The sequence below is a fragment of the Micromonospora sp. NPDC048170 genome (assembly GCF_040652795.1).
Lineage (GTDB): Bacteria > Actinomycetota > Actinomycetes > Mycobacteriales > Micromonosporaceae > Micromonospora.
Map to the genome: position 1 here is coordinate 22,053 of NZ_JBEZMR010000016.1, position 23,439 is coordinate 45,491.

18 protein-coding genes are annotated in these 23,439 nt (G+C 72.2%); 15 read left to right on the forward strand and 3 right to left on the reverse strand.

What is annotated here, in order from left to right; genetic code table 11:
- The 8 genes from AB0D32_RS20310 to AB0D32_RS20345 all read left to right on the forward strand — a co-directional run bounded on the left by AB0D32_RS20310 (window position 1) and on the right by AB0D32_RS20345 (window position 11,184).
- Complete coding sequence (locus AB0D32_RS20310) at window positions 1–2,931, forward strand: FAD-linked oxidase C-terminal domain-containing protein (protein WP_357092124.1); 2,931 nt, start codon at window positions 1–3, stop codon at window positions 2,929–2,931.
- A 219-nt stretch (window positions 2,932–3,150) separates the two neighbouring features.
- Window positions 3,151–4,329, forward strand: coding sequence for a S8 family peptidase (locus AB0D32_RS20315; protein ID WP_357092319.1), 1,179 nt, complete (start codon window positions 3,151–3,153; stop codon window positions 4,327–4,329).
- Window positions 4,330–4,988: 659 nt separating this feature from the next.
- A complete protein-coding gene (locus tag AB0D32_RS20320; RefSeq protein ID WP_357092126.1) occupies window positions 4,989–7,481 on the forward strand; it encodes a M14 family metallopeptidase in 2,493 nt (830 codons plus the stop codon).
- 262 nt (window positions 7,482–7,743) lie between these two features.
- On the forward strand, window positions 7,744–8,355 hold the full coding sequence (locus AB0D32_RS20325; RefSeq protein ID WP_357092129.1) for a hypothetical protein: 612 nt from the start codon (window positions 7,744–7,746) through the stop codon (window positions 8,353–8,355).
- Between the two features lie 6 nt (window positions 8,356–8,361).
- Complete coding sequence (locus AB0D32_RS20330) at window positions 8,362–8,952, forward strand: MauE/DoxX family redox-associated membrane protein (RefSeq protein ID WP_357092131.1); 591 nt, start codon at window positions 8,362–8,364, stop codon at window positions 8,950–8,952.
- Window positions 8,949–9,497 carry a hypothetical protein gene (locus tag AB0D32_RS20335; protein WP_357092134.1) on the forward strand — a complete coding sequence of 183 codons (549 nt, stop codon included), beginning with the start codon at window positions 8,949–8,951 and terminating at the stop codon, window positions 9,495–9,497. Before AB0D32_RS20330 ends, AB0D32_RS20335 begins: the two co-directional genes overlap by 4 nt.
- A complete protein-coding gene (locus AB0D32_RS20340) occupies window positions 9,494–10,429 on the forward strand; it encodes a peptidoglycan-binding protein (RefSeq protein ID WP_357092137.1) in 936 nt (311 codons plus the stop codon). Before AB0D32_RS20335 ends, AB0D32_RS20340 begins: the two co-directional genes overlap by 4 nt.
- Window positions 10,430–10,701: 272 nt before the next feature.
- Window positions 10,702–11,184, forward strand: a complete 483-nt coding sequence (locus AB0D32_RS20345) for a hypothetical protein (RefSeq protein ID WP_357092140.1) — start codon at window positions 10,702–10,704, stop codon at window positions 11,182–11,184.
- Between the two features lie 85 nt (window positions 11,185–11,269).
- Here AB0D32_RS20345 and AB0D32_RS20350 read toward each other — a convergent pair whose 3' ends face one another.
- A complete protein-coding gene (locus AB0D32_RS20350; protein WP_357092143.1) occupies window positions 11,270–12,772 on the reverse strand; it encodes an MFS transporter in 1,503 nt (500 codons plus the stop codon).
- Window positions 12,773–12,837: 65 nt separating this feature from the next.
- On the opposite strand from AB0D32_RS20350, the gene AB0D32_RS20355 reads away from it, so the two are divergent.
- The 3 genes from AB0D32_RS20355 to AB0D32_RS20365 all read left to right on the forward strand — a co-directional run bounded on the left by AB0D32_RS20355 (window position 12,838) and on the right by AB0D32_RS20365 (window position 17,175).
- Window positions 12,838–13,422 carry a TetR/AcrR family transcriptional regulator gene (locus AB0D32_RS20355; RefSeq protein ID WP_357092145.1) on the forward strand — a complete coding sequence of 195 codons (585 nt, stop codon included), beginning with the start codon at window positions 12,838–12,840 and terminating at the stop codon, window positions 13,420–13,422.
- A gap of 160 nt (window positions 13,423–13,582) precedes the next feature.
- Window positions 13,583–15,286 carry an ABC transporter ATP-binding protein gene (locus tag AB0D32_RS20360; protein WP_357092148.1) on the forward strand — a complete coding sequence of 568 codons (1,704 nt, stop codon included), beginning with the start codon at window positions 13,583–13,585 and terminating at the stop codon, window positions 15,284–15,286.
- On the forward strand, window positions 15,283–17,175 hold the full coding sequence (locus tag AB0D32_RS20365; RefSeq protein WP_357092151.1) for an ABC transporter ATP-binding protein: 1,893 nt from the start codon (window positions 15,283–15,285) through the stop codon (window positions 17,173–17,175). The genes AB0D32_RS20360 and AB0D32_RS20365 overlap by 4 nt, the downstream gene beginning before the upstream one ends.
- 28 nt (window positions 17,176–17,203) lie before the next feature.
- On the opposite strand, the gene AB0D32_RS20370 is transcribed toward AB0D32_RS20365, so the two are convergent.
- Both AB0D32_RS20370 and AB0D32_RS20375 read right to left on the reverse strand, forming a co-directional pair.
- Window positions 17,204–17,878 carry a response regulator gene (locus AB0D32_RS20370; protein ID WP_357092154.1) on the reverse strand — a complete coding sequence of 225 codons (675 nt, stop codon included), beginning with the start codon at window positions 17,876–17,878 and terminating at the stop codon, window positions 17,204–17,206.
- Window positions 17,875–19,569: an ATP-binding protein gene (locus AB0D32_RS20375; RefSeq protein WP_357092157.1), complete on the reverse strand. Its 1,695-nt coding sequence runs from the start codon at window positions 19,567–19,569 to the stop codon at window positions 17,875–17,877. Before AB0D32_RS20375 ends, AB0D32_RS20370 begins: the two co-directional genes overlap by 4 nt.
- A gap of 126 nt (window positions 19,570–19,695) precedes the next feature.
- Between AB0D32_RS20375 and AB0D32_RS20380 the strand changes: the two genes are divergently transcribed.
- From AB0D32_RS20380 to AB0D32_RS20395, 4 genes are read left to right on the forward strand one after another with little or no spacing between them, the layout of a single operon-like run.
- Window positions 19,696–20,676, forward strand: a complete 981-nt coding sequence (locus AB0D32_RS20380) for a tripartite tricarboxylate transporter substrate binding protein (protein WP_357092160.1) — start codon at window positions 19,696–19,698, stop codon at window positions 20,674–20,676.
- 5 nt (window positions 20,677–20,681) lie between these two features.
- Complete coding sequence (locus AB0D32_RS20385; protein WP_357092163.1) at window positions 20,682–21,296, forward strand: tripartite tricarboxylate transporter TctB family protein; 615 nt, start codon at window positions 20,682–20,684, stop codon at window positions 21,294–21,296.
- Window positions 21,296–22,801, forward strand: coding sequence for a tripartite tricarboxylate transporter permease (locus AB0D32_RS20390; protein WP_357092166.1), 1,506 nt, complete (start codon window positions 21,296–21,298; stop codon window positions 22,799–22,801). The genes AB0D32_RS20385 and AB0D32_RS20390 overlap by 1 nt, the downstream gene beginning before the upstream one ends.
- Window positions 22,798–23,190 (forward strand): universal stress protein, encoded by a 393-nt coding sequence (locus tag AB0D32_RS20395; protein ID WP_357092168.1) that lies wholly within the window; start codon window positions 22,798–22,800, stop codon window positions 23,188–23,190. Before AB0D32_RS20390 ends, AB0D32_RS20395 begins: the two co-directional genes overlap by 4 nt.
- Window positions 23,191–23,439 lie beyond the last annotated feature (249 nt).

A 23,439-nucleotide genomic window follows, 5' to 3' on the forward strand; every position in this document is an offset into this window, starting at 1 on the left:
ATGGGTACGAGTTCGACCGACGCGACGCGGGGCGGTCCACGCCGGACGCCCGACCCGGCGGCCAGCCGCGACCTCGTCGACGCGCTGCGCCGCGCCGGCGTGGCCGAGGCGGACGACTCCCCGCTGCGCCGGTCGCTCTACTCCTCCGACGCGTCCCTGTACCGGGTCCCGCCGCAGGTGGTCGTCGTGCCCCGGCACGTCGACGAGGTGCTGGCCGTGCTGGCCGTCGCGACCGAGCACCGGGTCGCGGTGACGATGCGCGGCGCCGGCACGTCGATCGCCGGCAACGCGGTCGGCCCCGGCATCGTCGTGGACACCAGCCGGCACCTCGACCGGGTGCTGGAGGTCGACCCGGAGACGCGGACCGCGCTGGTCGAACCGGGTGTCGTCCAGTCGAGCCTGCAACGGGCGGCGGCCCCGTACGGCCTGCGGTTCGGCCCCGACCCGTCGACCCACAACCGCGCCACCCTCGGCGGGATGATCGGCAACAACGCCTGCGGCTCGCGGGCCCTGGGGTACGGCCGCACCAGCGACAACGTCCTCGGCCTCGACGTGGTGGCCGGCACCGGCGAGCGGCTGCGGCTCGGCGCGATCGACGGGGCGACCGACGACTCGTCGCTGCTGACCGACCTCCGGCGACTGGTGCGGGGGAACCTGGCCACGATCAGGACCGAACTCGGCCGGTTCAGCCGGCAGGTCTCCGGATACTCCCTCGAACACCTGCTGCCCGAGCGGGGCTTCGACGTGGCCCGCGCGCTCGTGGGCTCCGAGGGCACTCTCGCCCTCACCCTCGCCGCCCGCGTCCGGCTGGTCCGCGACGCCCCCGTGCGCGTCCTGGTGGCGCTCGGCTACCCGTCCATGGCGGAGGCCGCGGACGCGGTGCCGGCCGTCCTGCCGTACGCCCCGATCGCCTGCGAGGGCCTGGACGGGCGGATCGTCGACGTCGTGCGCGCCCGCCGGGGTGACGCCGCGGTGCCGGCTCTGCCGCGGGGCGACGGCTGGCTGCTGGTGGAGTTGGCGGGCGAGGAGCGGCCCGCGGTGGTGGACACGGCGCAGCGGCTCGCCGCCGAGGCGGGCGCACTCGACGCGATGGTCGTCACCGATCCCGCCCACGCGGCGGCCCTGTGGCGGATCCGGGAGGACGGGGCCGGGCTCTCCAGCCGTACGCCCGCCGGCGCCCCCGCACACGCGGGGTGGGAGGACGCCGCCGTACCGCCCGAGAGGCTCGGGGCGTACCTGCGCGAGTTCGAGGCGCTGCTGGCCGACTACCGGCTGACCGGGGTGCCGTACGGGCACTTCGGCGACGGCTGCGTGCACATCCGCATCGACTTCCCGCTGACCGCCGCCGACGGCACGAAGGTCTTCAGGGACTTCCTCCACGCCGCCGGGGCGCTGGTCGCCCGGCACGGCGGGTCGATGTCCGGCGAGCACGGCGACGGGCGTGCCCGCGGTGAACTGCTGCCGCTGATGTACCCGCCCGACGCGATCGCGTTGTTCGAGCGGGTCAAGGCGGTCTTCGACCCGCACGACGTGCTCAATCCGGGGGTCATCGTCCGGCCGGCGCCCCTGGACGCGGACGTGCGGGTCGCCGCTGCGCCGCCGCTGCGCCGCACCGAGCTGCCCAGCCTCGCGCTCGCCTACCGGCACGACCGGGGCGACCTGTCGATGGCCGTTCACCGCTGCACCGGTGTCGGCAAGTGCCGCGCCGACACGACGGGGTCAGGCGGCGTGATGTGCCCGTCGTTCCTGGCGACCCGGGACGAGAAGGACTCCACCCGGGGCCGGGCCCGGGTGCTCCAGGACGTGGTTTCCGGACGCCTCGGACCGGACGGCTGGCGCTCCGAGGCGTTGCACGACGCGCTCGACCTGTGCCTGGCCTGCAAGGGCTGCTCCGCGGACTGCCCGACCGGTGTGGACATGGCCTCCTACAAGGCCGAGGCGACGCACCAGCGGTACCGCAGGCGGATCCGCCCCCGGTCGCACTACGTCCTCGGCTGGCTGCCGCGCTGGGCGCGGCTGGTGACTCGCGTACCGGCCGTGACCGGTGTGGTCAACGCGATGCTGCGCGCGAGGGTGCTGCACCCGCTCGTCACCTGGTCCGCCGGGGTGGACGCCCGGCGGAGCCTGCCCAACTTCGCCACCACGACGTTCCGGCGCTGGTTCGCGCGGCGCGGCCAGTCGTCGCAGGGGCGGCACGGCGACGTCGTCCTGTTCGTCGACACCTTCACCGACGCCTTCTCACCCGAGGTGGGGCAGGCGGCTGTGGCGGTGCTGGAGGACGCCGGCTACCGGGTGCGGGTGACCGGGAAACCTGTCTGCTGCGGGTTGACCTGGATCTCCACCGGCCAGCTCGACGGCGCCCGCCGGCAGGTCCGTGCCACCGTCGACGCGCTGGCCCCGCACGTACGGGCCGGCGCGACGGTGGTGGGCCTGGAACCGTCCTGCACCGCGGTGCTGCGGTCCGACGCACTCGAACTGCTCGACGGCGCGGACGTGGACGCCGCGGCGGAGGTCGCGGCGGCCACCCGCACGTTGGCGGAGTTGCTGACCGCCACTCCCGGCTGGACGCCACCGGAACTGGGTGGGGCCACCGCCGTCGCCCAGCCGCACTGTCACCATCACGCGGTCATGGGCTGGGACACCGACGCGGCGTTGCTGGAGCGGGCGGGCGCCGAGGTCCAGCGACTCGGCGGATGTTGCGGTCTCGCCGGCAACTTCGGTGTCGAGCGGGGCCACCACGACGTTTCGGTCGCCGTCGCCGAGCACGACCTTCTTCCCGCCGTACGCGCGGCGGCATCCGACGCTGTCGTGCTCGCCGACGGATTCAGCTGCCGCACCCAGCTCGACACGCTCGCCGACCGTTCCGGTGAGCACCTGGCCCAGCTCCTCGCCCGTCACCTGCCGCCGAGGTCCGACGACGCGGCGAGCTGAGCGGGCCCGGGTGTCTCCACCCTGGCGCCAGGCCCGCTCCGACGCCGGGACAGGGCATTTGCCCAGCTACCGAACCGGCACACAGGGGAGCGGGAACGTCAATCATTGATTCATGTAACGCTATCTATATATTCTCCCGGCACCACCCTGTCGTCCAACCCGGATGACACCTGGTCTCGGGAGGAACACGTGACCCTCGGACGGTCCTGGCGAACCCGCCTGCTCGCCCTCACCGCCACCACGGCCATCGGTCTGGTCACCATCGTGGCCATACCCACGCCCGCACTCGCCGCCGGTGCGCCGTACCGGGCGAAGGCGGTTCCGATCACCGCACCCGCCGTCGACCAGAACACCACGCTGATCCCCGGCGCGTACCTGGTGACCTTCCGCGACGGCGCCGATCCGGCTGTCGCGCTACGCGCACTGAAGGCCAAGGCCCGGGTCACCTTCGACAGGGGCGTCAACGGCTTCGCGGCCAACCTCTCCGCCGCCCAGGTCGCCGAGCTGTCGCGCAGCTCGGACGTGGCCAGCATCGAGCAGGACGCCTGGCACGACAACGTGCTCGACGCCACCCAGACGAACCCGCCGGCCTGGGGCATCGACCGCATCGACCAGACGACGCTCCCGCTGTCGGCCAGCTACACCTACACCGCGACCGGCGCCGGGGTGCACGCGTACGTCATCGACTCGGGGATCGATGCCTCCCACCCGAACTTCGGCGGCCGGGCCCAGTTCAACTACAACTCCGTGGACACCAACAACACCGACTGCAACGGCCACGGCACGCACGTCGCGGGCACCATCGGCTCCACGTCGTACGGGGTGGCCAAGCAGGCCATGCTGCACGGCGTGAAGTGGCTCAACTGCGCCGGCGGCGGCAGCACCTCGGGCGCCGTCGCGGCGGTCAACTGGGTCACCAACAACCACGTCAAGCCGGCCGTGGCGAACACGTCGTGGAACATGACCTACAGCGCCACCCTGGCCACCGCGCTGACGAACATGATGAACGCCGGCGTCTTCCTGGCCACCTCGGCGGGAAACACCGGCGGCAACTCCTGCGACCGGTTGCCGCGTAACCTGACCGCCTCGCTGGTCGTGGCCGCTACCACCTCGACCGACGCCCGGGCCAGCTACTCCTCCGTCGGCAGCTGCGTCGACATCTACGGCCCCGGCTCGGCGATCGTCTCCACGGTCCCCGGAAACGCCACCGCCAGCTACAACGGCACCTCGATGGCGACCCCGCACGCGGCCGGCATCGCCGCGCTCTACAAGTCGACCTACGGCGACGCGAGCCAGGCCACCCTGCACGCCTGGATCGTCAACAACGCCAGCACCGGCGTGGTCACCGGCAACCTCTCGGGCACGCCGAACCGGCTGCTCAACAAGCAGTCACTCTGAACCACCGTCCGGGGGCGGGGCGTCACGCCCCGCCCCCGGCCGCTCGGGCCCGGTCCCTGACCGGGCTGCGACATCCACACAACCCACACACGCCCGCCGTTCCGGCGGCACCTGCCGTCGGTTCCCGTTCGAGGGGCGCGACGGCGACCACCGCGGCAAGTTCGACCGGCCCGGGGACGTGGAGGAACACGACCCCGGACGCCACCTCGTCGTCGCGCGAGCCGCGTGGCTTGCCCATCGGAAACCGCCCCCCTGGGGTGGACGCCGCACCACGAAAGACCGGACCGATCCGGTCCGATGAAGCTCCGGATGCGCCATGGATACGGCGCCGAGCGGACGCACTGACGCCACCCGGCGCACCTCGGGCGCCGACACGTCGAGACCGGCACGGATCGCCCGACTGCGAAATCAAGGGTTGATCAACCAGCTCGGGCAATGTAAAGATCCAGGTCACGGGACCCGTCGACACAGTAGACGCTCTGCATCCGCCCGCACTCAGTTCCGCTCACACCCTCCACGATCCTTCGACGCGATCCGTCGAAGCCGGGTTCACCGTGGGCGGAATCAACCATGACCGTCCTGAACGAATCGGTTCGATCCGGCCCGTACGTGGGCCGGCCACGGCATCACCCCCAGATCACGAACAGAAGGAGGGGAGCATGCGAGGCAGACAGCCACGTATCGTGCTTCTCGCGATGTCCGCCCTCGTGGCGACCGCCCTCGTGGCGACCGCGCCGGCGAGCGCGGATCCCGCGAAGCCCACAGCCACGGGCTCGAAAAGATCCCACCTCGAGGATCAGAAGTCGACCCGCCACGTACGCATCCAGCTGGCCGGCGCCGACCTGCTGGACAAGGTGGTAGCCGCCGGCTACGACCTCGAGCATGGCCTCACGCGCGTGCCGGACGGCATCGAAGGCGAGGCGGTGGTGACCGCCGAGCAGATCGCCGAACTCGAGGCGATGGGCGTCAGGATCCTCGGCGACGACGAGGGCTTCTCATGGAGCGACGTGGCCGACGGCGGATTCCAGGCCGCCGGCGCGCGGGCTGTCCAGCCGCTCACCCCGCGGGCGCAGGCACACGAGGCGACGGTACGAGTCGTTCGCGCCGACTGGTTCACCACGAAGGGCCAGGGCTTCCTCTACGTCGAGGCACGGACCACCGAAGGCCAGCAGGCCGACCCGATCGTGCTGATGCAGCTCGAGAACGACTCGGGCGCGGGCACGCCGTTCGGCTTCGCCCGGACGATGAGCCGCTTCGTCGACTCCGGGCAGTACATGTTCCACCGGAACCTGTTCAAGCTCGACGCGCGCCCGGACCAGATCAGGGTCACGAGCTCGACCGGCGGCGTCACCACCGGCAAGGTCTCCAACTGGCTCGAGAACGCTCCGCCGCCGCTGACGGCGACCCCGGGCTACAAGTCGGACTTCATCGACGACTACAAGCACCCGCAGCAGCTCTTCAGCCGCGCCGAGGAGATCGCTCGGCAGTACCCGGACATCGCCGAGATCGTCTACCTGCCGTACAAGACGAACGGTTACCAGCGCAAGGCGCAGGCCACGATCGGCGGTACCGGGCAGGAGGCGGTCGTCGTCAGTTCGGCGGCGTGGGGCCACGAGGGTGGCAACGACATCACCGTCGAATTCGTGGACCGGCCGGGGGCGGGCCTCCCGCTCACCGTCGAGGTGGCGGGCAAGGCGATCCGCGTCAACCTCGCGAAGGACGCCTCCGGCGCGCTCGCGAGTACCGCCGCGCAGGTGGCGGCGGCACTGAAGACCCAGTCCCAGGGCCTCGTCGACCGGGCACACCCGTACCGCACCAACGCGGGCGCCGGCATCGTCGCGCCGACGTCCGGCCCCGTCGCGCTGAGCGACTTCCTCGACGAGAAGCGTGCCGGCGCACCGGAGGGCGAGGTGCCCCGCGGCCAGGCCACCATCCCGGTCCTGCGGATCGGCAAGCACCGCGACGGCCGCAACCCCGGTGTCCTGATCCAGGCACAGGACCACGCCCGCGAGTGGGTGCCCGCGACGACGACGCTGGAGACGGCCGAGCGTCTGGTCCACAACTACAAGACCGACAAGGAGACGAAGAAGATCGTCCAGGACACCGACATCTTCCTCGTCCTGTCCAACAACCCGGATGGAGCGAACTACAGCTTCTACAACTACGCCTCGCAGCGCCGGAACCTGACGAACCACTGCGCGGACGAGAACGCCGATCCCGCCCGGCGCAACTCCTGGGGTGTCGACCTGAACCGGAACTACCGGGTCGGGTCGGGCCACGACGGCTACGCCGGCGGGTCAACCAGTTGCATCAGCAACACCTACCAGGGGCCGGAGAAGCTGTCCGAGCCGGAGGCGAAGAACATCGTCTGGCTGGTCGAGAAGTACTCGAACATCAAGTTCATGATGTCGGTGCACTCCAACGGCGGCCAGCTGTTCTGGCAGCCGGGCGCCTACATCGCGGACGGCCGGATCACCACGCCGCGCCCGCCGCTGGGCGACGAGGCGTTCTACTGGCAGTCCGCCGGCAGGATCCTGTCGCAGGTCAAGGCGTACCGGGAGACCGTCGTCACGCCGCAGAACGTCGGCGGCTCGTCGGACGTCCTGTACTCCTCCGCGGGCAACGTACGTGAGGACCTGTACCACACCTACGGGATCTACGCCTTCGGTTGGGAGGTCGGCGGCTCGATCTACAACCCGGCCACCGGCAACTGGCAGGGCGGCTCGTTCCAGCCGCCGTGGCATGGCGATCCGGCCCTCGTCAGCGGCCACGCCGAGACGATGGAGTACGCCAACGGGATCATGGAGATGTTCCGGGTCGCGGCGGAATGGGGCAGGGACAAGAAGAAGCCGACGTCCCAGCTCGTCCCCGGCGGTGGCAGGTACCACGGTTCCGCCGACGTGCGCTTCGAGACGAGCGAGCCGGCCACCATCTACTACACGACGGATGGCAGCCGGCCCACCCTCGAGTCGCCGCGCTACCAGGCGACGGAGTTCCGTGAGCCGGGACAGGTGTTCCACGTGACCGAAACCACGACGTTCCGCTGGTTCTCGGTCGATGCTGCCGGCAACGTCGAGAAGGGCTACGACCCGACGAAGAACGACCGGCGCGACAACTACCGCACGGCGACGATCACGATCGTCAAGAAGTAGCGCCCACCCCGTGCTCAGCGCCTCGTCGGTGCGGCTCCCCGCGCCGACGAGGCGCTGAGCGCCGGCCGGTCTTGCCGCGATCGGCAACCGATCGACCTTGTCAGATATTTACGCGCCCGTATATCGTGCCGGTGTTAACTTTCGGACCCGGACGAAGGGCGGTCGCATGGCAGCCAGAGGGGCGCCGGTGACTCATCGGGCAATCGACGAAGGTCGGTTCGTTCTCGATGGTTCACTCGACCTCAGCGCACCGTTCACGTCCGTGGCCGATGTGACGATCGGCGGCCGACTGCACGAGTTCACGGCCGGCTCGGTCGGGCTCGCGGACGACGTGGCCCGGACGCTCGGCGTCGAGAAGTTCGACGAGGAACTCACCTACCAGGGCGGAACGCTGCTGACCGCGCGCATCCGACCCTACGACGCGCAGATCCAGCTGACCGAGGATCGGCTCGTGGCGGTCTGGCGGGGACGGCGACACTGCTTCTTCACCGAGATGTACGGCGCGGCGACCATCGATCTGCTCGGGGCGTTGCGGACCCTGCGCGTCGAGGAGCACGACGACGGCCTGACCCTGCGCCCGACCTCGAAGACCGGTGCCGAGTTCGCCGCACCGGCCACCGTGCTGAAAGAGGTTCCCGAGCTCGGGCTGCTGGAGATCGCACCGCTCACCAGGCAGCGGGCCGGGCAACTGCCCTCCTGGCGGGGTCTGCGGACGCAGGCGGGCGAGCTCTTCCGGGACGTCCTCCCCGACGGGCAGCCCTACTTCGTACTGGCCGCGGCGGACGCCTGGCTCAGCCTGGTGCCGTTCGCCGACACGGACATGGAACAGGTGCCCGCGCTGGTGGACCGGCTCCGCGTCCAGACAGCCAGGTAGGTCGGGATGTCCGGACTGTTGGCCGGCGTGGCCACGTACACCGTCCTGCTCACCCTGCTCGTCAGCACCGCCGAACACCTGTCCCGACCGGCGGCGCTCGCCGAGGCCCTGGCCACGCACCGGGTGCTGCCGGCTCCGGTCGCGGTCGCCACTCTCGCCATCGCGAGCGAGGCCCTGCTCGCCGGCACCGGGATCGTGGCGCTGCTCCGCGGCAGCGGTGCGGGCCTGCTCGTCGCGGTTCTCGTCGGCAGCGCGGCGCTGTTCGGTCTGTACGCCGGCTACGGCCTGCACGTGAGGTCGACCGGGCGCGCCGGGTCGTGTGGGTGCTCCCGGGTGGAACTGCCGATGACCGGCTGGGTGGTGGCGCGGGCGTCGATCCTCGCCGGGCTGGCACTGGTCGCGTCGTTCCTGTCCGGCTCGATCATTCCGGCGAGTCGGGCCGACGCCTCACTCGCCGTCGTGCTGCTGGCCGCCGCCACGTTCACCACGCTGCTGTGGCACCTGCCCGCCGCGATGCACGAGCCGGCGAAGGCGACACCGGAGCGGCCCACACCCGCCCGGTCCATGGGCATCACCGAAGGAGGCCTGCCCGGATGAGCTTCCAGACCAGCGCACTGATCCTGAGCTGGATCGCGATCCTCCTGCTGGCCTTCACGGTCTCGGGCCTGGTACGCCAGGTGCACGCGCTGTCGAGCGGGGCGGTCCGGCGTCGTCCCGAGTCGGTCGGCCTGCGACCGGGAGCACCAGCCCCCGGCTTCGCCCGGTTGGCGCCGGTGCCACCGGCGGCTCCGCTGGTGCTGCTCTTCCTGGAGCCCGACTGCGGGACCTGCACCGAGGTGCTGGCCGAGGCGAGCGGGCACGTCGAGCGCCCCGGCCTGGAGTTCCGGGTCCTCTACCGGGACACTCCCTCGGCGCAGGCGGCGGGACTGCCGATCACCGTGCTCGGCGGGCAGGCGGAGCTGTTCGAGCGGTACGACGCCCTCGCCACCCCGTTCGCCACCGTCGTCGACCGGGCCGGACGGGTGCTGCGCGCCGGGCCGCTCGGCTCCCGCGCGGCGCTGCGCCGCCTGCTCGACGACATCGACAGCCCACCCGGCGGCTCCCCGTCGGCGGTCACCACGAATCAGGGAGGTCGGGCATGACCGGTCTCGATGCCGTGCCCTGGCTGCGCGGAACAGACCCGGGGACCGGGCCCGCCGTCCGGCGGGTGCCGGCCGAGCGAGGCGGTCGCAAGCGCGCGGGCTGGGAACTGTCGCGCCGCAGACTGCTCCAGGCGGGCACCGCGGTGGGCATGGCCGCACTCAGTGTGTTTCCGGCCGCCCGCCGCGCCTACGCCGACGGGTACACGATCTATGCCGGGTGCCCGACGTACGCCAGCGACCACAACTGCTCGCCGGGGTGTGGCCCGAGCGCGATCTTCGCCGACTCCTGCAACACCAGCGGGACGTACGCCGGGTTCCACAAGAACGACGGCGTCACCTGGATCCTGCGGCCCAACCAGTGCTACGGCGGGACGTACGACGGCTGGTTGTGGGCCTACAACGGGGCGTGCGGCGCCTGCGCCTGCTCGGTCGAGCGCCGGTGCCACGACGGGTACAAGAAGACGAGCTCGGGCTGGGTGAAGTCGATCTGCCGGTGGAACACCAAGTGCGGATGCCTGGGCAGGGCCCTCTGGCCGACCACCCAGCGGAGCAACACGGGAGTGAACGTCTACACCGTGCAGCACCTGCTGACCGCACGGGGCTATCCGACCACGATCGACGGGATCTTCGGTGTCGACACCGAGGCGAAGGTGAAGAGCTTCCAGTCGGCGGCCGGCCTCGGGGCCACCGGTGTCGTCGACGCGACCAGTTGGCCGGCGCTCGTGATCGCGGTCCGCTCCGGGGGCAGCGGCGATGCCGTCCGCGCCGCACAGCGCCAGCTGAACAGGCGCGGCTACGGGCTGGTGGTCGACGGGGCCTTCGGCCCGGCGACCGACAGCGCGGTGCGTGACTTCCAGCGGCAGAACGGCCTCACGGTCGACGGGGTGATCGGGGTCAACTCCTGGCGGACGCTGACCGGCGCCGCCGTATGACCCGGACGTCGCCAGGGCCTGTCCGGACGGCACGCCGCTGGGGCGCCGATCCGCTCGTGCCCCTCCTGCTGCTCACCGTCGGTGCGCTCGCCGCCGCCGCGTACGGGCACCTGCTCACCTGGGCGATGATCGGCGGCCTCGCCGGCTACACCCTCTCCGGCTCGGTTTGAACGCACAACAGCGCGCACGCGCTGGCCTCGCCCGGGTGGCGGGATCGAAATCGGCAGAGCGTCGTCCTCGCCCTGTTCGTCACGGGACTGATCCTCGGTGGCATGCTCAGCGGGTCGGTGCTGGGGTTGTTCTCCGGGCTGTCCGCCCCCCTGCCCGGCCCGTGGCGGTACGCGGCCATCGTGGCGGTGGCGGTGCTGGGAGTCCTGCGTGAACTGGGCCTGGTGCCGATCCGGCTGCCGCAGAACGCCCGGCAGGTGCCGCAGGACGTGCTTCAGCGCAGCCTGCGGCGCGGGGCGTTGCAGTTCGGCTTCGAACTCGGCACCGGGGTCCGCACCTACGTCTCGGCGAGCGCTCCCTACGTGCTGGCGGTTGCTCTTCTCCTGGGCGGTCAGCCCCTGCACGTCGCGGTGCTCGCCGGCATCGGATTCGGTGTCGGGCGTGCGTTCACCCCGCTGGCCCGCCGCGCCGCCGGCACCGGCGACAGGTGGGACGCCGACCTCCGGGTACGGCTCCGGGCGATCAGCGTCACGGCGGGCGTCGTGCTCGTGGCCGCCCTCAGCCTGCTGGCCGTACGGCAGATCTGAGGGGCGGGATCTGTGACTGTCCGGAGGTCGACTCGCTTGTCACGGCGAGGACGGCCGGCGGCAACCGCCACCAGGGCCGCAGCCGTCATGCACGGTCGGAGCGGATCGCGCGCCAGGCGATGACGGCTGCGAAGGCGGTGACGGCGGCGGCGACGAGCGAGGCGGCCTGCATGGCGTGCGTGAAGGCTTCCCGTGCGGCGTGCGCGGCGTCCGAGCCGGGCGTCAGGACCGTCAGCGCCGAGGCGAGGGAGTCCTGGACGGCGGCGCGGTCGGCACCCGACAGGCCGGCGGGAACGTCGACCGAGTTGCGGTACAGGAGTGTGACGAGCGACCCGAGGACCGCGATGCCCAGCGCGACGCCGAGTTCGTAGGCGGTCTCGGAGATCGCCGAGGCCGCGCCCGCCTTGCGCGGAGGCACGGCGGAGACGACGGCGTCGGTCGTCGTGGTCTGCGCCAGGCCGACGCCGAGGCCGACGGGGACCAGCGCGAGGGCCAGCCACGCGTACTGCTCGGCGCCCGCGGCCACGGCGACGAAGACGAGGCCGACCGCGGTCAACAGCAGGCCGACCGCGATCGTGCGGCCCCGGCCCAGCCGGGCCAGGGCCACCCCGACCAGGGCGACCACGCCGATCGACGCGAGGGTCGCGGGCAACTCCGCGAGCCCGGCCCGCAGCGGGCTGAAGCCGCGCGCGAGCTGTAGGTACTGCGAGAAGAAGAACAGCAGTCCGGTGAGCGCGAACACGGCGACGAAGTTGGCGAACACCGCGCCGGAGAACGCCGGCGTACGGAACAGTTCGACGTCGATGAGTGGGGCGGTGAGGCGCCGCTGGCGGCGGACGAAGGCCACGCCCGCTACCAGACCCGCGAGCAGGGCCACGCCGCCGAGCGGGTCGACCCCGCTGTTGGTGGCGTGCTTGACGGCGTAGACGAGCGAGACGACGGCAGCCAGGGACAGCGCCGCGGAGATCAGGTCGAAGCGTCCCGGTGCCGGGTCCTTCGACTCGGGCAGGAGGAAGGCGCCGGCCACGACGAGCACCAGCATGACCGGCACGTTGATCATGAAGACCGAGCCCCACCAGAAGCGCTCGAGCAGCGCACCGCCGACCAGGGGGCCGAGGGCGGCGCCACCGCCGGCGGCGGCGGACCAGATGGCGATGGCCCGGGTGCGCTCGGCGGGTTCGGTGAAGATGTTCCGGATGATCGACAGGGTCGAGGGCATGAGGGTGGCGCCCGCGACGCCGAGCAGCAGGCGGGCGGCGATCAGCATCTCGGCGCTCGTCGACAGCGCACCGAGCAGCGATGCCAGACCGAACGCCACCGAGCCGCACAGCAGGATCTTCTTGCGTCCGACCCGGTCGGCGAGATTGCCCATCGTGACCAGCAGCCCGGCCAGGGCGAGTGAGTAGACGTCGCCGATCCACAGCACCTGTGTCGCTGTGGGGGAGAGCGCCTCGGTCAGGGACGGGACCGCGAGGTAGAGGACGGTGCCGTCGATGGCGAGCAGCAGGATCGCGAGCACGAGTACGGCCAACGCCGCCCAGCGGCGCCGGGGCGACAAACTGCCGTTCACGGGGCTCTCGGTGGTCATGGAAATACTGTACCGACCAGTCGGTTTAGTTTGCTATCGTGGTCAGGGTCGAGAGGGGAGAGGCGATGGGCAGGACGGCGGGCCGGTCGTCGCAGGACACACGACGGCTGGTGCTCGAGACGGCGGCCACGGTGATCCGTACGCACGGGATCTCGGTCTCCCTGGATGTGATCGCCCAGCACGCCGGGGTCTCGAAGGGCGGGCTCATCTACCACTTTCCCACCAAGGAAGCCCTCGTGGTCGCGCTTGCGACCGACATGCTCGAAGCGTTCCGGGCATCCGTGGACGCCTATGCCGATCCGACCGACGACGGCCCGGGCCGGCTCACGCGCGCCTTCGTCCACGCGAGCCTGGAACCCGAGATCGAGGAGAGCGACGCGCACGAGCGAGTCGCACTGGTCGCCCAGCTCCACGCGTCCACCGCCGTCGCCGAGCTTGCCGCCGCCGACTATCAGCGCTGGGAGCGCGACCTTGCCGCGGACGGCCTGCCGCCCGACGTCCTCGCCGTGGTGATCGCCGCGGCCGACGGCGTCATGGCCTCCCCGTTGTGGGGTGCCACCCCCGATCGCACCCGGCTGGACCTGCTACGCGTCAGCCTCCTGGCGATGATCGACGCGGCAGCCTCCCCGTCCGCCCGCCCCACGGCCTGAACGGACCCTCGCGGTTGCCGAACGCTGCGGGGGAACCCGCGACGGCGTACGCGGGCCCCGAGGTAGCCGAATATTAGGCCAGGCTAACCTGTCTCCTGATCATCGGGAGGGCGCGGCTCGTGTACACATTCTCCTTCGTTCTCGCCGGGGCCTGACGCCCGTGGCAGGAGAGATCAGCGGTGGGGTGGTGCTGCGCCGCGCCCTGCGCCGCCAGCGCGGCCGAGTGATGACCGGCATCCTGCTGCTCTGCGTCCACCAGGCCACCGAAGCCCTCGTCCCGGTCGCCATCGGCGTGATCATCGACCGCGCGGTGGCCACCGGGGACATGCGCGCGCTGCTGCTCTCGCTCGCCGGTCTGGCCGCCCTCTTCACCGTGCTCGCCTTCGCCTACCGGGCCGGCGCCCGCCAGGCGTACGCCGCCGTGGAGCAGGAGGCGCACAACGTGCGGGTCGAGATCGCCGGGAGCGCCCTCGACCCGCACGGACGCCGCTCGGGCATGCGCGACGGCGAGCTGCTGGCGGTCACCGCCTCCGACGCCGAGCTGTCCGCGCTCGTCGTGCGGGTCGCGGGGCTCTGCGCCGCCGCGCTCACCGCCCTCGTGGTCGCGGCCGTCGCGCTGCTCGTCGTCGACGTGCCGCTCGGGCTGGGGGTGCTCATCGGGGTGCCTCTGGTGGTCGTCGCCCTGCAACGGATGGCGCCGCTGCTCACCCGGCGCAGCGCAGCTCAGCAGGAGGCCCTCGCCGGCACGACCGCGCTCGCCGTGGACCTCGTCACCGGCCTGCGCGTGCTGCGCGGCATCGGCGCCCAGGAGCACGCCGCCCGCCGGTACGCGGTCGCCAGCCGCCACGCCCTCGAGGTCACCCTGCGGGCCGCCACCACCAAGGGCCTGCACCTCGGGCTCACCACCACCGTGAACGGCCTCTTCCTCGCGGCGGTCGCCGGCGTCGCCGGCTGGCTCGCGCTGGAGGGCCGGCTCACCATCGGCGAGCTCGTCGCCGTCGTCGGGCTGGCCCAGTTCGTCGCCGAGCCCGTGCAGACGCTCGGGTACTGCGTACAGCTCTTCGCCATGGCCCGCGCCTCCGCCGGGCGGGTCGCCCGGGTGCTCGGCGCCGCGCCGCTCGTCCGGTCGGGCACCGCCGGGCAGCCTGTCCCGGGCCCGTCGCGGCTCGCCCTCGACACGGTCGGGTACGCCGGACTCGACGGGGTGTGCCTGCGGGTCGGCGCCGGTGAGGTCATGGGCGTGCTCGCCTACGATCCGAGCGAGGCCGATGCGCTGGTCGCGCTGCTCGCGGGCCGGGTGCCCCGAGCGGACTACCGGGGAACGCTGTACGTCGACGGCGTGCCCGCCGAGGAGCTGCACATCGACGCCGCGCGCGCCACGCTCCTGGTCGAGCCGCACGACGTGGCGTTGTTCGAGGGGACGCTGCGCGCCAATCTCGCCGCCGGTGCCGCCGTCGACGAGACGGTCCTGCACGCCGCGGTGCGAGCCGCGGCGGCCGAGGACGTGCTCGCCGCGCACCCGGACGGCATCGACCGGGTGCTCACCGAGCGGGGGGCGAACCTGTCCGGCGGGCAGCGGCAGCGGATCGGGCTGGCCAGGGCACTCGTCGCCGACCCTCCGGTGCTGGTGCTGCACAACCCCACGACGGCGGTCGACGCGGTGACCGAGGTGCGACTCGCCGAGGGGCTGGCCTCGGCCCGCGCGACGGCGGCCCGCGGCACGGTGCTGATCACCAACAGTCCCGCCCTGCTGGGGATCACGCACCGGGTGGCCGTGCTGGACCGCGGGCGAATCATCGCCGAGGGGTCCCACGAGCAGTTGCTCGCCAGCGACGCCCGCTACCGGGAGGAGGTCCTGCGGTGACCGACGAGTCGACCACGATCGGCGTGGAACCGAGGCAACTCCTGCCGACGGCCACGGCCCGGCAGACCTGGGCCGCCCTCCGCGCCGAGTTCGCCCGGCTGCCGTGGCTCAGCACCGCCGCCGGCACGTTGCTGGTCGCCGCAGCCGCGACCGGGCTGGTCGCCCCATGGATGCTCGGCCGCCTCGTCGACGACGTCATCGCCGGGGCCGACACCTCACAGATCGTGGCCTGGGCGGGTGTGATCGCGGGGGCCGCGGCGCTCGCCGGCCTCCTCACCGCGGTCGGAGCAGCGGTCGCCGCACGCCTCGGCGAGACCGTGCTGGCGCGGCTGCGGGAACGGGTCCTCGACCGTGCCCTGCACCTGCCATCAGCCACGCTGGAGCGAGCCGGGACCGGGGACCTGGTCGCCCGCGCCGGCGACGACGTGGCCGTGGTGACGAATGTGATCAGCGCCAGCGGACCCGCCCTGCTCGGCGCGCTGCTGTCCATCGTGCTGACCGCGGCAGGGCTCTTCGCCCTCGACTGGCGGCTCGGCCTCGCCGGGCTGGCCGCGGCCCCTGCCTACGCGCTGGCGCTGTACTGGTACCTGAAACGGTCGGTGCCGTACTACGCCCGGGAACGGGTGGCGACCGGCGAGCGGGCACAGGCCATGGCCGGGGCACTTCGCGGCGCGGCGACCGTGCGCGCCTACCGGATGGAAGACGCACACGTCGCTCGGATCGCCGATCGCTCCGCCCTGGCCCGCGACCTGTCATTGGAGATCTTCAGCCTGCACACCCGCTTCGGGCTGCGGATCAACCGGGCGGAGTTCGTGGGGCTCGCCGCCGTACTGCTCGCCGGGTTCCTGCTGGTCCGCGACGACCTGGCCACCGTGGGAGCGGCGACCACCGCCGCGCTCTACTTCCACCGCCTCTTCAACCCGATCGGCCTGCTGCTGCTCGAGTCGGACTCCGTACTCCAGGCCGGGGCGAGCCTCGCCCGGCTCGTCGGCGTCACCGCACTGCCTGGCCCGGCCGCGGCCGAGGGCGCCGTGCCCGCTCGGCCGGGACGGTCCGGGACGGCGGGGCCGGGCACGCCGGAGCCCACGGCACTGGAGGTGGTCGTCGCCCGGCACTGCTACGACGACGGACCCGTGGTGCTGCGGGACGTCGCCCTGCGTCTCGCACCCGGGGAACGCGTCGCCCTCGTCGGAGCGAGCGGAGCGGGCAAGAGCACCCTTGCCGGCATCGCCGCCGGGATCGTCGCGCCCACTGACGGCTCGGTGCGCCTGCGCGGCGTGCCGCTGGCGCAGCTGGGCGAGCACCGCGTCCGGCGCGAGATCGCCCTGGTCAGCCAGGAGGTGCACGTCTTCGCCGGGACGCTCGGCGACGACCTGCGCCTCGCCGACCCGGACGCCACCGACGCCGAGATGACCGCCGCCCTCGACCTCGTCGGCGTCACCGACTGGCTCCGGGCCCTGCCTGACGGCCTCGACACGTGCGTGGGGGAGGGCGGGCGGCACCTCACCGCCGCCCAGGCCCAGCAGCTCGCGCTGGCTCGCCTCGTCCTCGCCGACCCCGCCGTCGCGATCCTCGACGAGGCCACCGCAGAGGCCGGCAGCGCAGGCGCGCGCGATCTCGACCGCGCCGCCGCGGCGGCCACCGAGGGCCGTACCACGCTGATCGTCGCCCACCGCCTCAGCCAGGCGGCCACCGCGGACCGCATCGTCGTCCTGGAGCAGGGGCGCGTCGCCGAGCACGGCACGCACGACCAGTTGCTGGCGGCCGGGGGTGGGTACAGCCAGCTCTGGCGTTCCTGGAGCACCCCCGATCCCGTGGTCCCGAAGCGACGCGAAGGCGAGGAGTTCGCCACCGCTCGTCGCCGACGGTCCGGTGCGTCGCCGGGTTAGGCCACCACCGCGGCCGAGTTGCGGTAGGTCAGGACACCCAGCTGTAGCGACGCTCCGGGCGGCCGGCGGAGCCGTATCGAAGGCCGACCGCTGCCCGGCCGGTGTCGGTGAAGTGTTCCAGGTAGCGGCGCGCGCTGACCCGTGAGATGCCCACCGCGTTGGCGCACTCGGCGGCGGAGAACGTCCCGGAGTGCTCCCGAAGGGCGCGTTCCACCAGCTCGGCGGTCTGCGCGCTGAGGCCCCGGGGCAGCGCGGAGGTGGTGGTCTGCGCGCCGCTGCGGGACAGCACCCGATCCACGTCGGACTGGTCGGTGACCACCGTGGCGCGCGGCGAGTTGCGCCGGGCGGCGTACTGCTCCAGCCGGGATCGCAGCTCATCGAAGCCGAACGGCTTGAGCAGGTAGTTGACCGCGCCGTAGCGGACGGAACGGCGTACCGTCTCGGCCTCCCGGGCCGCGCTGATCACCAGCACGTCGCAGTCGTGCCGAGCGGCCCGCAGCCGGGTCACCACGTCCAGGCCGAACATGTCCGGCAGGTAGAGGTCGAGCAGCACCAGGTCGGGGCGGAACTCGTCGACGGCGGCGATCGCCTCCTCGCCGGTACTGGCCGTGCCCACCACGCGGAAGCCGTCGATCCGCTCGACGAAGCCGCGGTGGATCCGGGCCACCATGAAGTCGTCGTCGACCACCAGTACGTCGATCACCGGCTCACCTCCAGCGCCCCGGTCACCGACATCCGGGCCGTGAACATCGCACCCTCCTCGGTGTTCGTCACCGCGACCTCGCCGCCGCGGCGGTGGCAGACCAGTCGGGTGAGCGCAAGTCCGATGCCCCGTTCGCCACCCCGCGCCGCCTTGGTCGTGAAGCCGTGCGTGAAGACCTCCTGGCCCAGTTGCGGGGCCACACCCGGGCCGGAGTCGCGGACCACGATCTCCACCGAGGAGGCGTCCTGGCGCAGCTCGACCTCCACCCAGGCCGGCCCGTCGGGGACGTCGCCGCCGTCCGCTCCGGAGTCGTCGGCGCTGCCGGACGACGTCGTGCTCCGGCGTTCCCCACCGCCGGCGACGGCCTCGACGGCGTTGTCGACCAGGTTGCCCAGCACCGTCGCGACATCCACGGCGATCGCCGGCTCCAACCGGTCCAGGCCGGCCCGTTCGGAGATCCGCAGCTCCACCCGGCGCTCGGCGGCCAGCGCCGACTTCGCCATCAGCAGGGCCGCCACCGCCGTGTCCTGGATCCGGCTGGTGACGGTGAGGTCGAGCGAGGCCCGGTGCCGGCTCAGCGCCTCGACGTACCGGACCACCTCGTCGTGCTCGCCGATCTGGATCAGCCCGGAGATGACGTGCAGCTGGTTGGCGAACTCGTGGGTCTGGGCGCGCAGCAGTTCGGTGGTGCTGCGGAAGGAGCCGATCTCCTGCTCCAGGCGGGCCAGCTCGGTGCGGTCCCGCAGGGTGGTCACCGAGCCGAGCCGGCGGCCGTCCTTGCTGACCGTCATCCGGTTCATCACCAGTATCCGGCCGGCTCGCACCACCACCTCGTCCCGAGCCTCCGGATCGCCGGCGTCGCCGGCCAGCACGTCCCGCAGCCGGCCGGAGATCTCCAGCTCGGCGAGGGTGCGATTGAGGCAGTGCTCGGGCAGGTGGAGCAGCTGCCGGCCGACCGCGTTGACCAGGGTGACCCGCTGGTGCGGATCCAGCGCTATCACTCCCTCGGCGATGCCGTGCAGCAGCGCCTCCCGGTGCTCGGCCAGGCCGGCGATCTCCCGGGGCTCCAGGCCCAGGGTCTGTCGCTTGATCCGGCGGGCCAGCAGCCAGGAACCGGCGACCCCGAGCAGGCTGGCGATGCCCAGGTAGGTGAAGAGGTACGACGAGGCGCCCACCAGCCGTTGCGACCAGCTGGGTGACGCCTCGCCGATCATCACCACGCCGAGGTGCCGGCCGAGGTTGTCCTTGCGGTCGCCGAGGACCGGCACCTGGGCGACCAGCTCCCGTGAGTCGCCGACCGCCAGCTCCCCGGACCAGCTCCGGCCCCCCGCCACCCCGGGGTCCCCGAGCACGAGCGGGCTCCCCACCAGCGTCGGGTCGGTGGAGCTGACCACCCGGCCCCGGGCGTCGGCCACGGTCACCGAGGTCACCCCGGACTGGGCCAGCAGGCTCTGCACCAGCGGGGCGACGAGTTCGGCCGGCGCCGGCTGGTTGAGCCGCTCGCGCAGCAGCGGGTTGCCGGCGAGCTGCTCGCCGAGGGCGGCCACCCGCCGCCCCTCCACCCGGTTGAAGGTGGCCGCGGACTGCGCCAGCGAGACCGCGGCCACCGCCACCAGCACGACCACGATGATCGCGAGCTGGAGCACGAGCAACTGCCCGGCCAACGTGCGGCGGGGGGTGACCGCGACCACAAAGACCTCAATTTCCGCTGGTGACAGAACGCAGACATGGGGTTCGTCCCGGGGCCATCATCTTGCCGCCGGATTCCTTCGAAACGGAAGAGAAACAAGATGGCAACTCGGAGAAGACTGCTGTTCATGAGTGTCGCCGCCGCCACGGCCCTGGCGTTGGGCGCCTGCGGTGCCACCGCGGAGAAGGACGAGGGCGGTTCCGGCGGCGAGGACGGACCGGCCACCGGACTGCGGATCATGGTGCCGAACACCCCCGGCGGCGGGTACGACACCACCGCCCGTACCGCGGCCAAGGTGATGGAGGACGCCAGGATCGCCACCGGCGTGCAGGTCTTCAACCTGCCGGGCGCGGGCGGCACCGTCGGCCTGCAACGCACGGTGAACGAGAAGGGCAACGGCAAGCTCGCCATGCAGATGGGGCTGGGCGTGGTCGGTGCCTCGTACACCTCGAAGTCGTCGGCGACCCTCACCCAGACCACGCCGCTGGCCAAGCTGATCGAGGAAGCCGGCGCGATCGTGGTGCCGAAGGACTCGCCGTACAAGACCATCGCCGACCTCGTCGCGGCCTGGAAGGCGAACCCCCGGGGCATCGCGGTCGGCGGCGGATCCTCTCCCGGCGGCCCGGACCACCTGCTGCCGATGCAACTGGCCAAGACCGTCGGCATCGACCCCCGCCAGGTCAACTTCGTCTCGTACGACGGCGGCGGCGAGCTGCTGCCGGCCGTGCTCGGCGGCAAGGTCGCCTTCGGCGCCAGCGGCTTCGGCGAGTTCCTCGACCAGGTCGAGGCCGGCCAGATCCGGGTCCTCGCGGTCACCAGCGAGGCGCCGATCGGCGCGCTCAGGGACGTGCCGACGCTGAAGTCGTCCGGCATCGACCTGGTCTTCACCAACTGGCGCGGCATCGTCGCGCCGCCCGGCATCAGTGACGCGGACAAGAAGGTCTGGATCGACGCGCTGACGAAGATGCACGAGTCCGACGGGTGGAAGGCCGAGCTGGCCAAGCGGGGATGGACCGACGCCTTCGTCACCGGCGACCAGTTCGCCACCTTCCTGACCGAGCAGGACAAGTCGGTGGCCGCCCTGCTCACGCAGCTCGGCCTGGCATGACCGGCATGACCACCCGACCGGAGCGGGGCGGCGACCCGCCGCCCCGCCCGGATGTCGGCTCCGGACCGGTCGCCGCGCCGGTGCCGGGGCAGCCGGACGGTCCCGCCCCCGCCGACGCGGATGCCGGCTCGACCCCGGCCCGCGACCGGGCACAGTACGCGGTCTGCGCATTCCTCGCCCTGGTCGGCGTGCTGGTCCTCGTCGACGCGGCCCGCACCGGGCACGCGATCAGCGCCGCCGACGCGATCGGCCCGAAGCCGGTGCCGATCCTGCTCGGCGTGCTGCTGCTGATCGTCGCCACGCTCTACACGGTGGACGTCGCCCGCGGCGGCACCGGCGAACCGGAGGCCGGCGAGGACGTCGATCTCACCACCCCGATCGACTGGCGGACGGTGCTGCTGCTCATCGGCGCGTTTCTGGTCAACGCGGTGCTCATCGACCGGCTCGGCTGGGTGATCAGCGGGTCGCTGCTCTTCTGGGGCTCGGCGTTCGCGTTGGGCAACCGGCACCACGTGCGCAACCTGCTGATCGCCGTCGCGCTGTCACTGGCCACCTTCTACACGTTCGCCATCGGGCTCGGCGTGAGCCTGCCCGCGGGCGTGCTGCAAGGAATCCTGTGATGGACAACCTCGGAAACCTGCTCGACGGGTTCGCCAACGTGGTGACCCCGATGAACCTGCTGATCGCGCTGCTCGGGGTGACCATCGGCACCGCCGTCGGCGTGCTGCCCGGGATCGGCCCGGCGATGACGGTGGCGCTGCTGCTGCCGGTCACCTACGGGATGGAGCCCACCCAGGCGTTCATCATGTTCGCCGGCATCTTCTACGGCGGCATGTACGGCGGTTCGACCACCTCCATCCTGCTGAACACCCCCGGTGAGTCGTCGTCCGTCGTGACCGCGATCGAGGGCAACAGGATGGCGAAGGCGGGCCGGGCGGCGCAGGCCCTGGCCACCGCCGCGATCGGCTCGTTCGTCGCCGGCACCATCGCCACCCTGCTGCTGGTGCTGGTGACCCCGCCGGTGGTGCGGTTCGCGATCAGCCTCGGCGCGCCGGACTACTTCGCGCTGATGCTGCTGTCGTTCGTGGCGGTCACCGCGGTGCTGGGCGCGTCCCGGGTGCGTGGCTTCGCCTCGCTGCTGATCGGCCTGGTCATCGGCACCGTCGGCATCGACGCGGTCAGTGGCCAGCAGCGGCTCACCCTGGGGATTCCACAGCTCGCCGACGGCATCGACGTGGTCGTGGTCGCGGTCGGCATCTTCGCCGTCGGCGAGGCGCTCTGGATCGCCGCGCACCTGCGCCGCCGTGCCGCCGAGGTGATCCCGGTCGGGCGGCCGTGGATGGGGCGGCAGGACTGGAAACGGTCCTGGAAGCCGTGGCTGCGTGGCACCGCGTACGGGTTCCCGTTCGGAGCGCTGCCGGCGGGCGGCGGGGAGATCCCGACGTTCCTGTCGTACGCCACGGAGAAGAAGCTGACCAGGCACCCGGAGGAGTTCGGCCGGGGCGCGATCGAGGGCGTCGCCGGGCCGGAGGCGGCCAACAACGCCTCCGCCGCCGGCACGCTGGTGCCGATGCTGGCCATCGGCCTGCCCACCAACGCCACCGCCGCGGTGATGCTGGCCGCCTTCCAGCAGTACGGCATCCAGCCCGGCCCGCTGCTGTTCGAGCGCGAGTCGGGTCTGGTCTGGACGCTGATCGCGAGCCTCTTCGTGGGCAACCTGCTGCTGCTGGTGCTGAACCTGCCGCTCGCGCCCGCCTGGGCCAGGCTGCTACGGATCCCCCGCCCGTACCTCTACGCCGGGATCCTCTTCTTCGCCTCGATGGGCGCGTACGCGGTGAACGCCCAGCCCTTCGACCTGTTCCTGCTGCTCACCCTCGGCCTGCTCGGGTTCGGCATGCGGCGTTTCGGGCTGCCGATCCTGCCGCTGATCATCGGAGTGATCCTCGGCCCGCGCGCCGAGTTGCAGGGCCGCCGGGCGTTGCAGCTCTCCGGCGGCGAGTTGCACGGCCTGCTCGGCGGCTGGGTGTCCTGGGCGATCTACGCCGTGGTCGTGGTGGTGCTGCTCTGGCCGGTGCTCGGCCGCTTCGTCGTGCGAGGAGTTCGGGAGAGGCTGGTGACCGGATGACGGTGCTGCTGGGGTACGTGCCCTCCGCCCTGGGCGAGGCGGCCCTGCGGGCCGCCGTGGAGCAGGCCCGGTTCCGCGACGAGCCGGTGCTCGTGGTGAACACCTCGCGCGGCGACGCCTACGTCGACCCGCGCTTCGCCCAGGAGGGCGACCTGGCCCGGGTGGTCCGTGAGTTGACCGCCGAGGGGGTCCCGCATGCCGTCCGGCAGCTGATGCGTGGGCGGGACGCGGCCGAGGAGATCACGGAGATCGTCGAGACGGAGGAGATCTCGCTGGTGGTGATCGGTATCCGGCATCGCACCCCGGTCGGCAAGCTGATCATGGGCTCGACCGCGCAGGAGATCCTGCTCCGGGTGCGCTGCCCGGTGCTCGCGGTGAAGGCCGACTGAGCGGCGCCCCGAGGCCCGGCCGACTCCAGAACGCGCCGCCGGGCCGGTGATCCGTTTCACCTGATCACCGGCCCGGCGTGAAAAGCGCGTCAAGAATCCGCCGGGCGCCGTCATCGTTGCGTTAACACCCCTGTCCCTCTGCCGGATGAGGCGTTGTGATTGCCCGGCGCGGCCGGATGGCGGTCGTGACGAACTCATTCCGGTAAGAGGAGTCAGCCGTGTCTGACGTGGTGTTCGTGCTGTTGACGG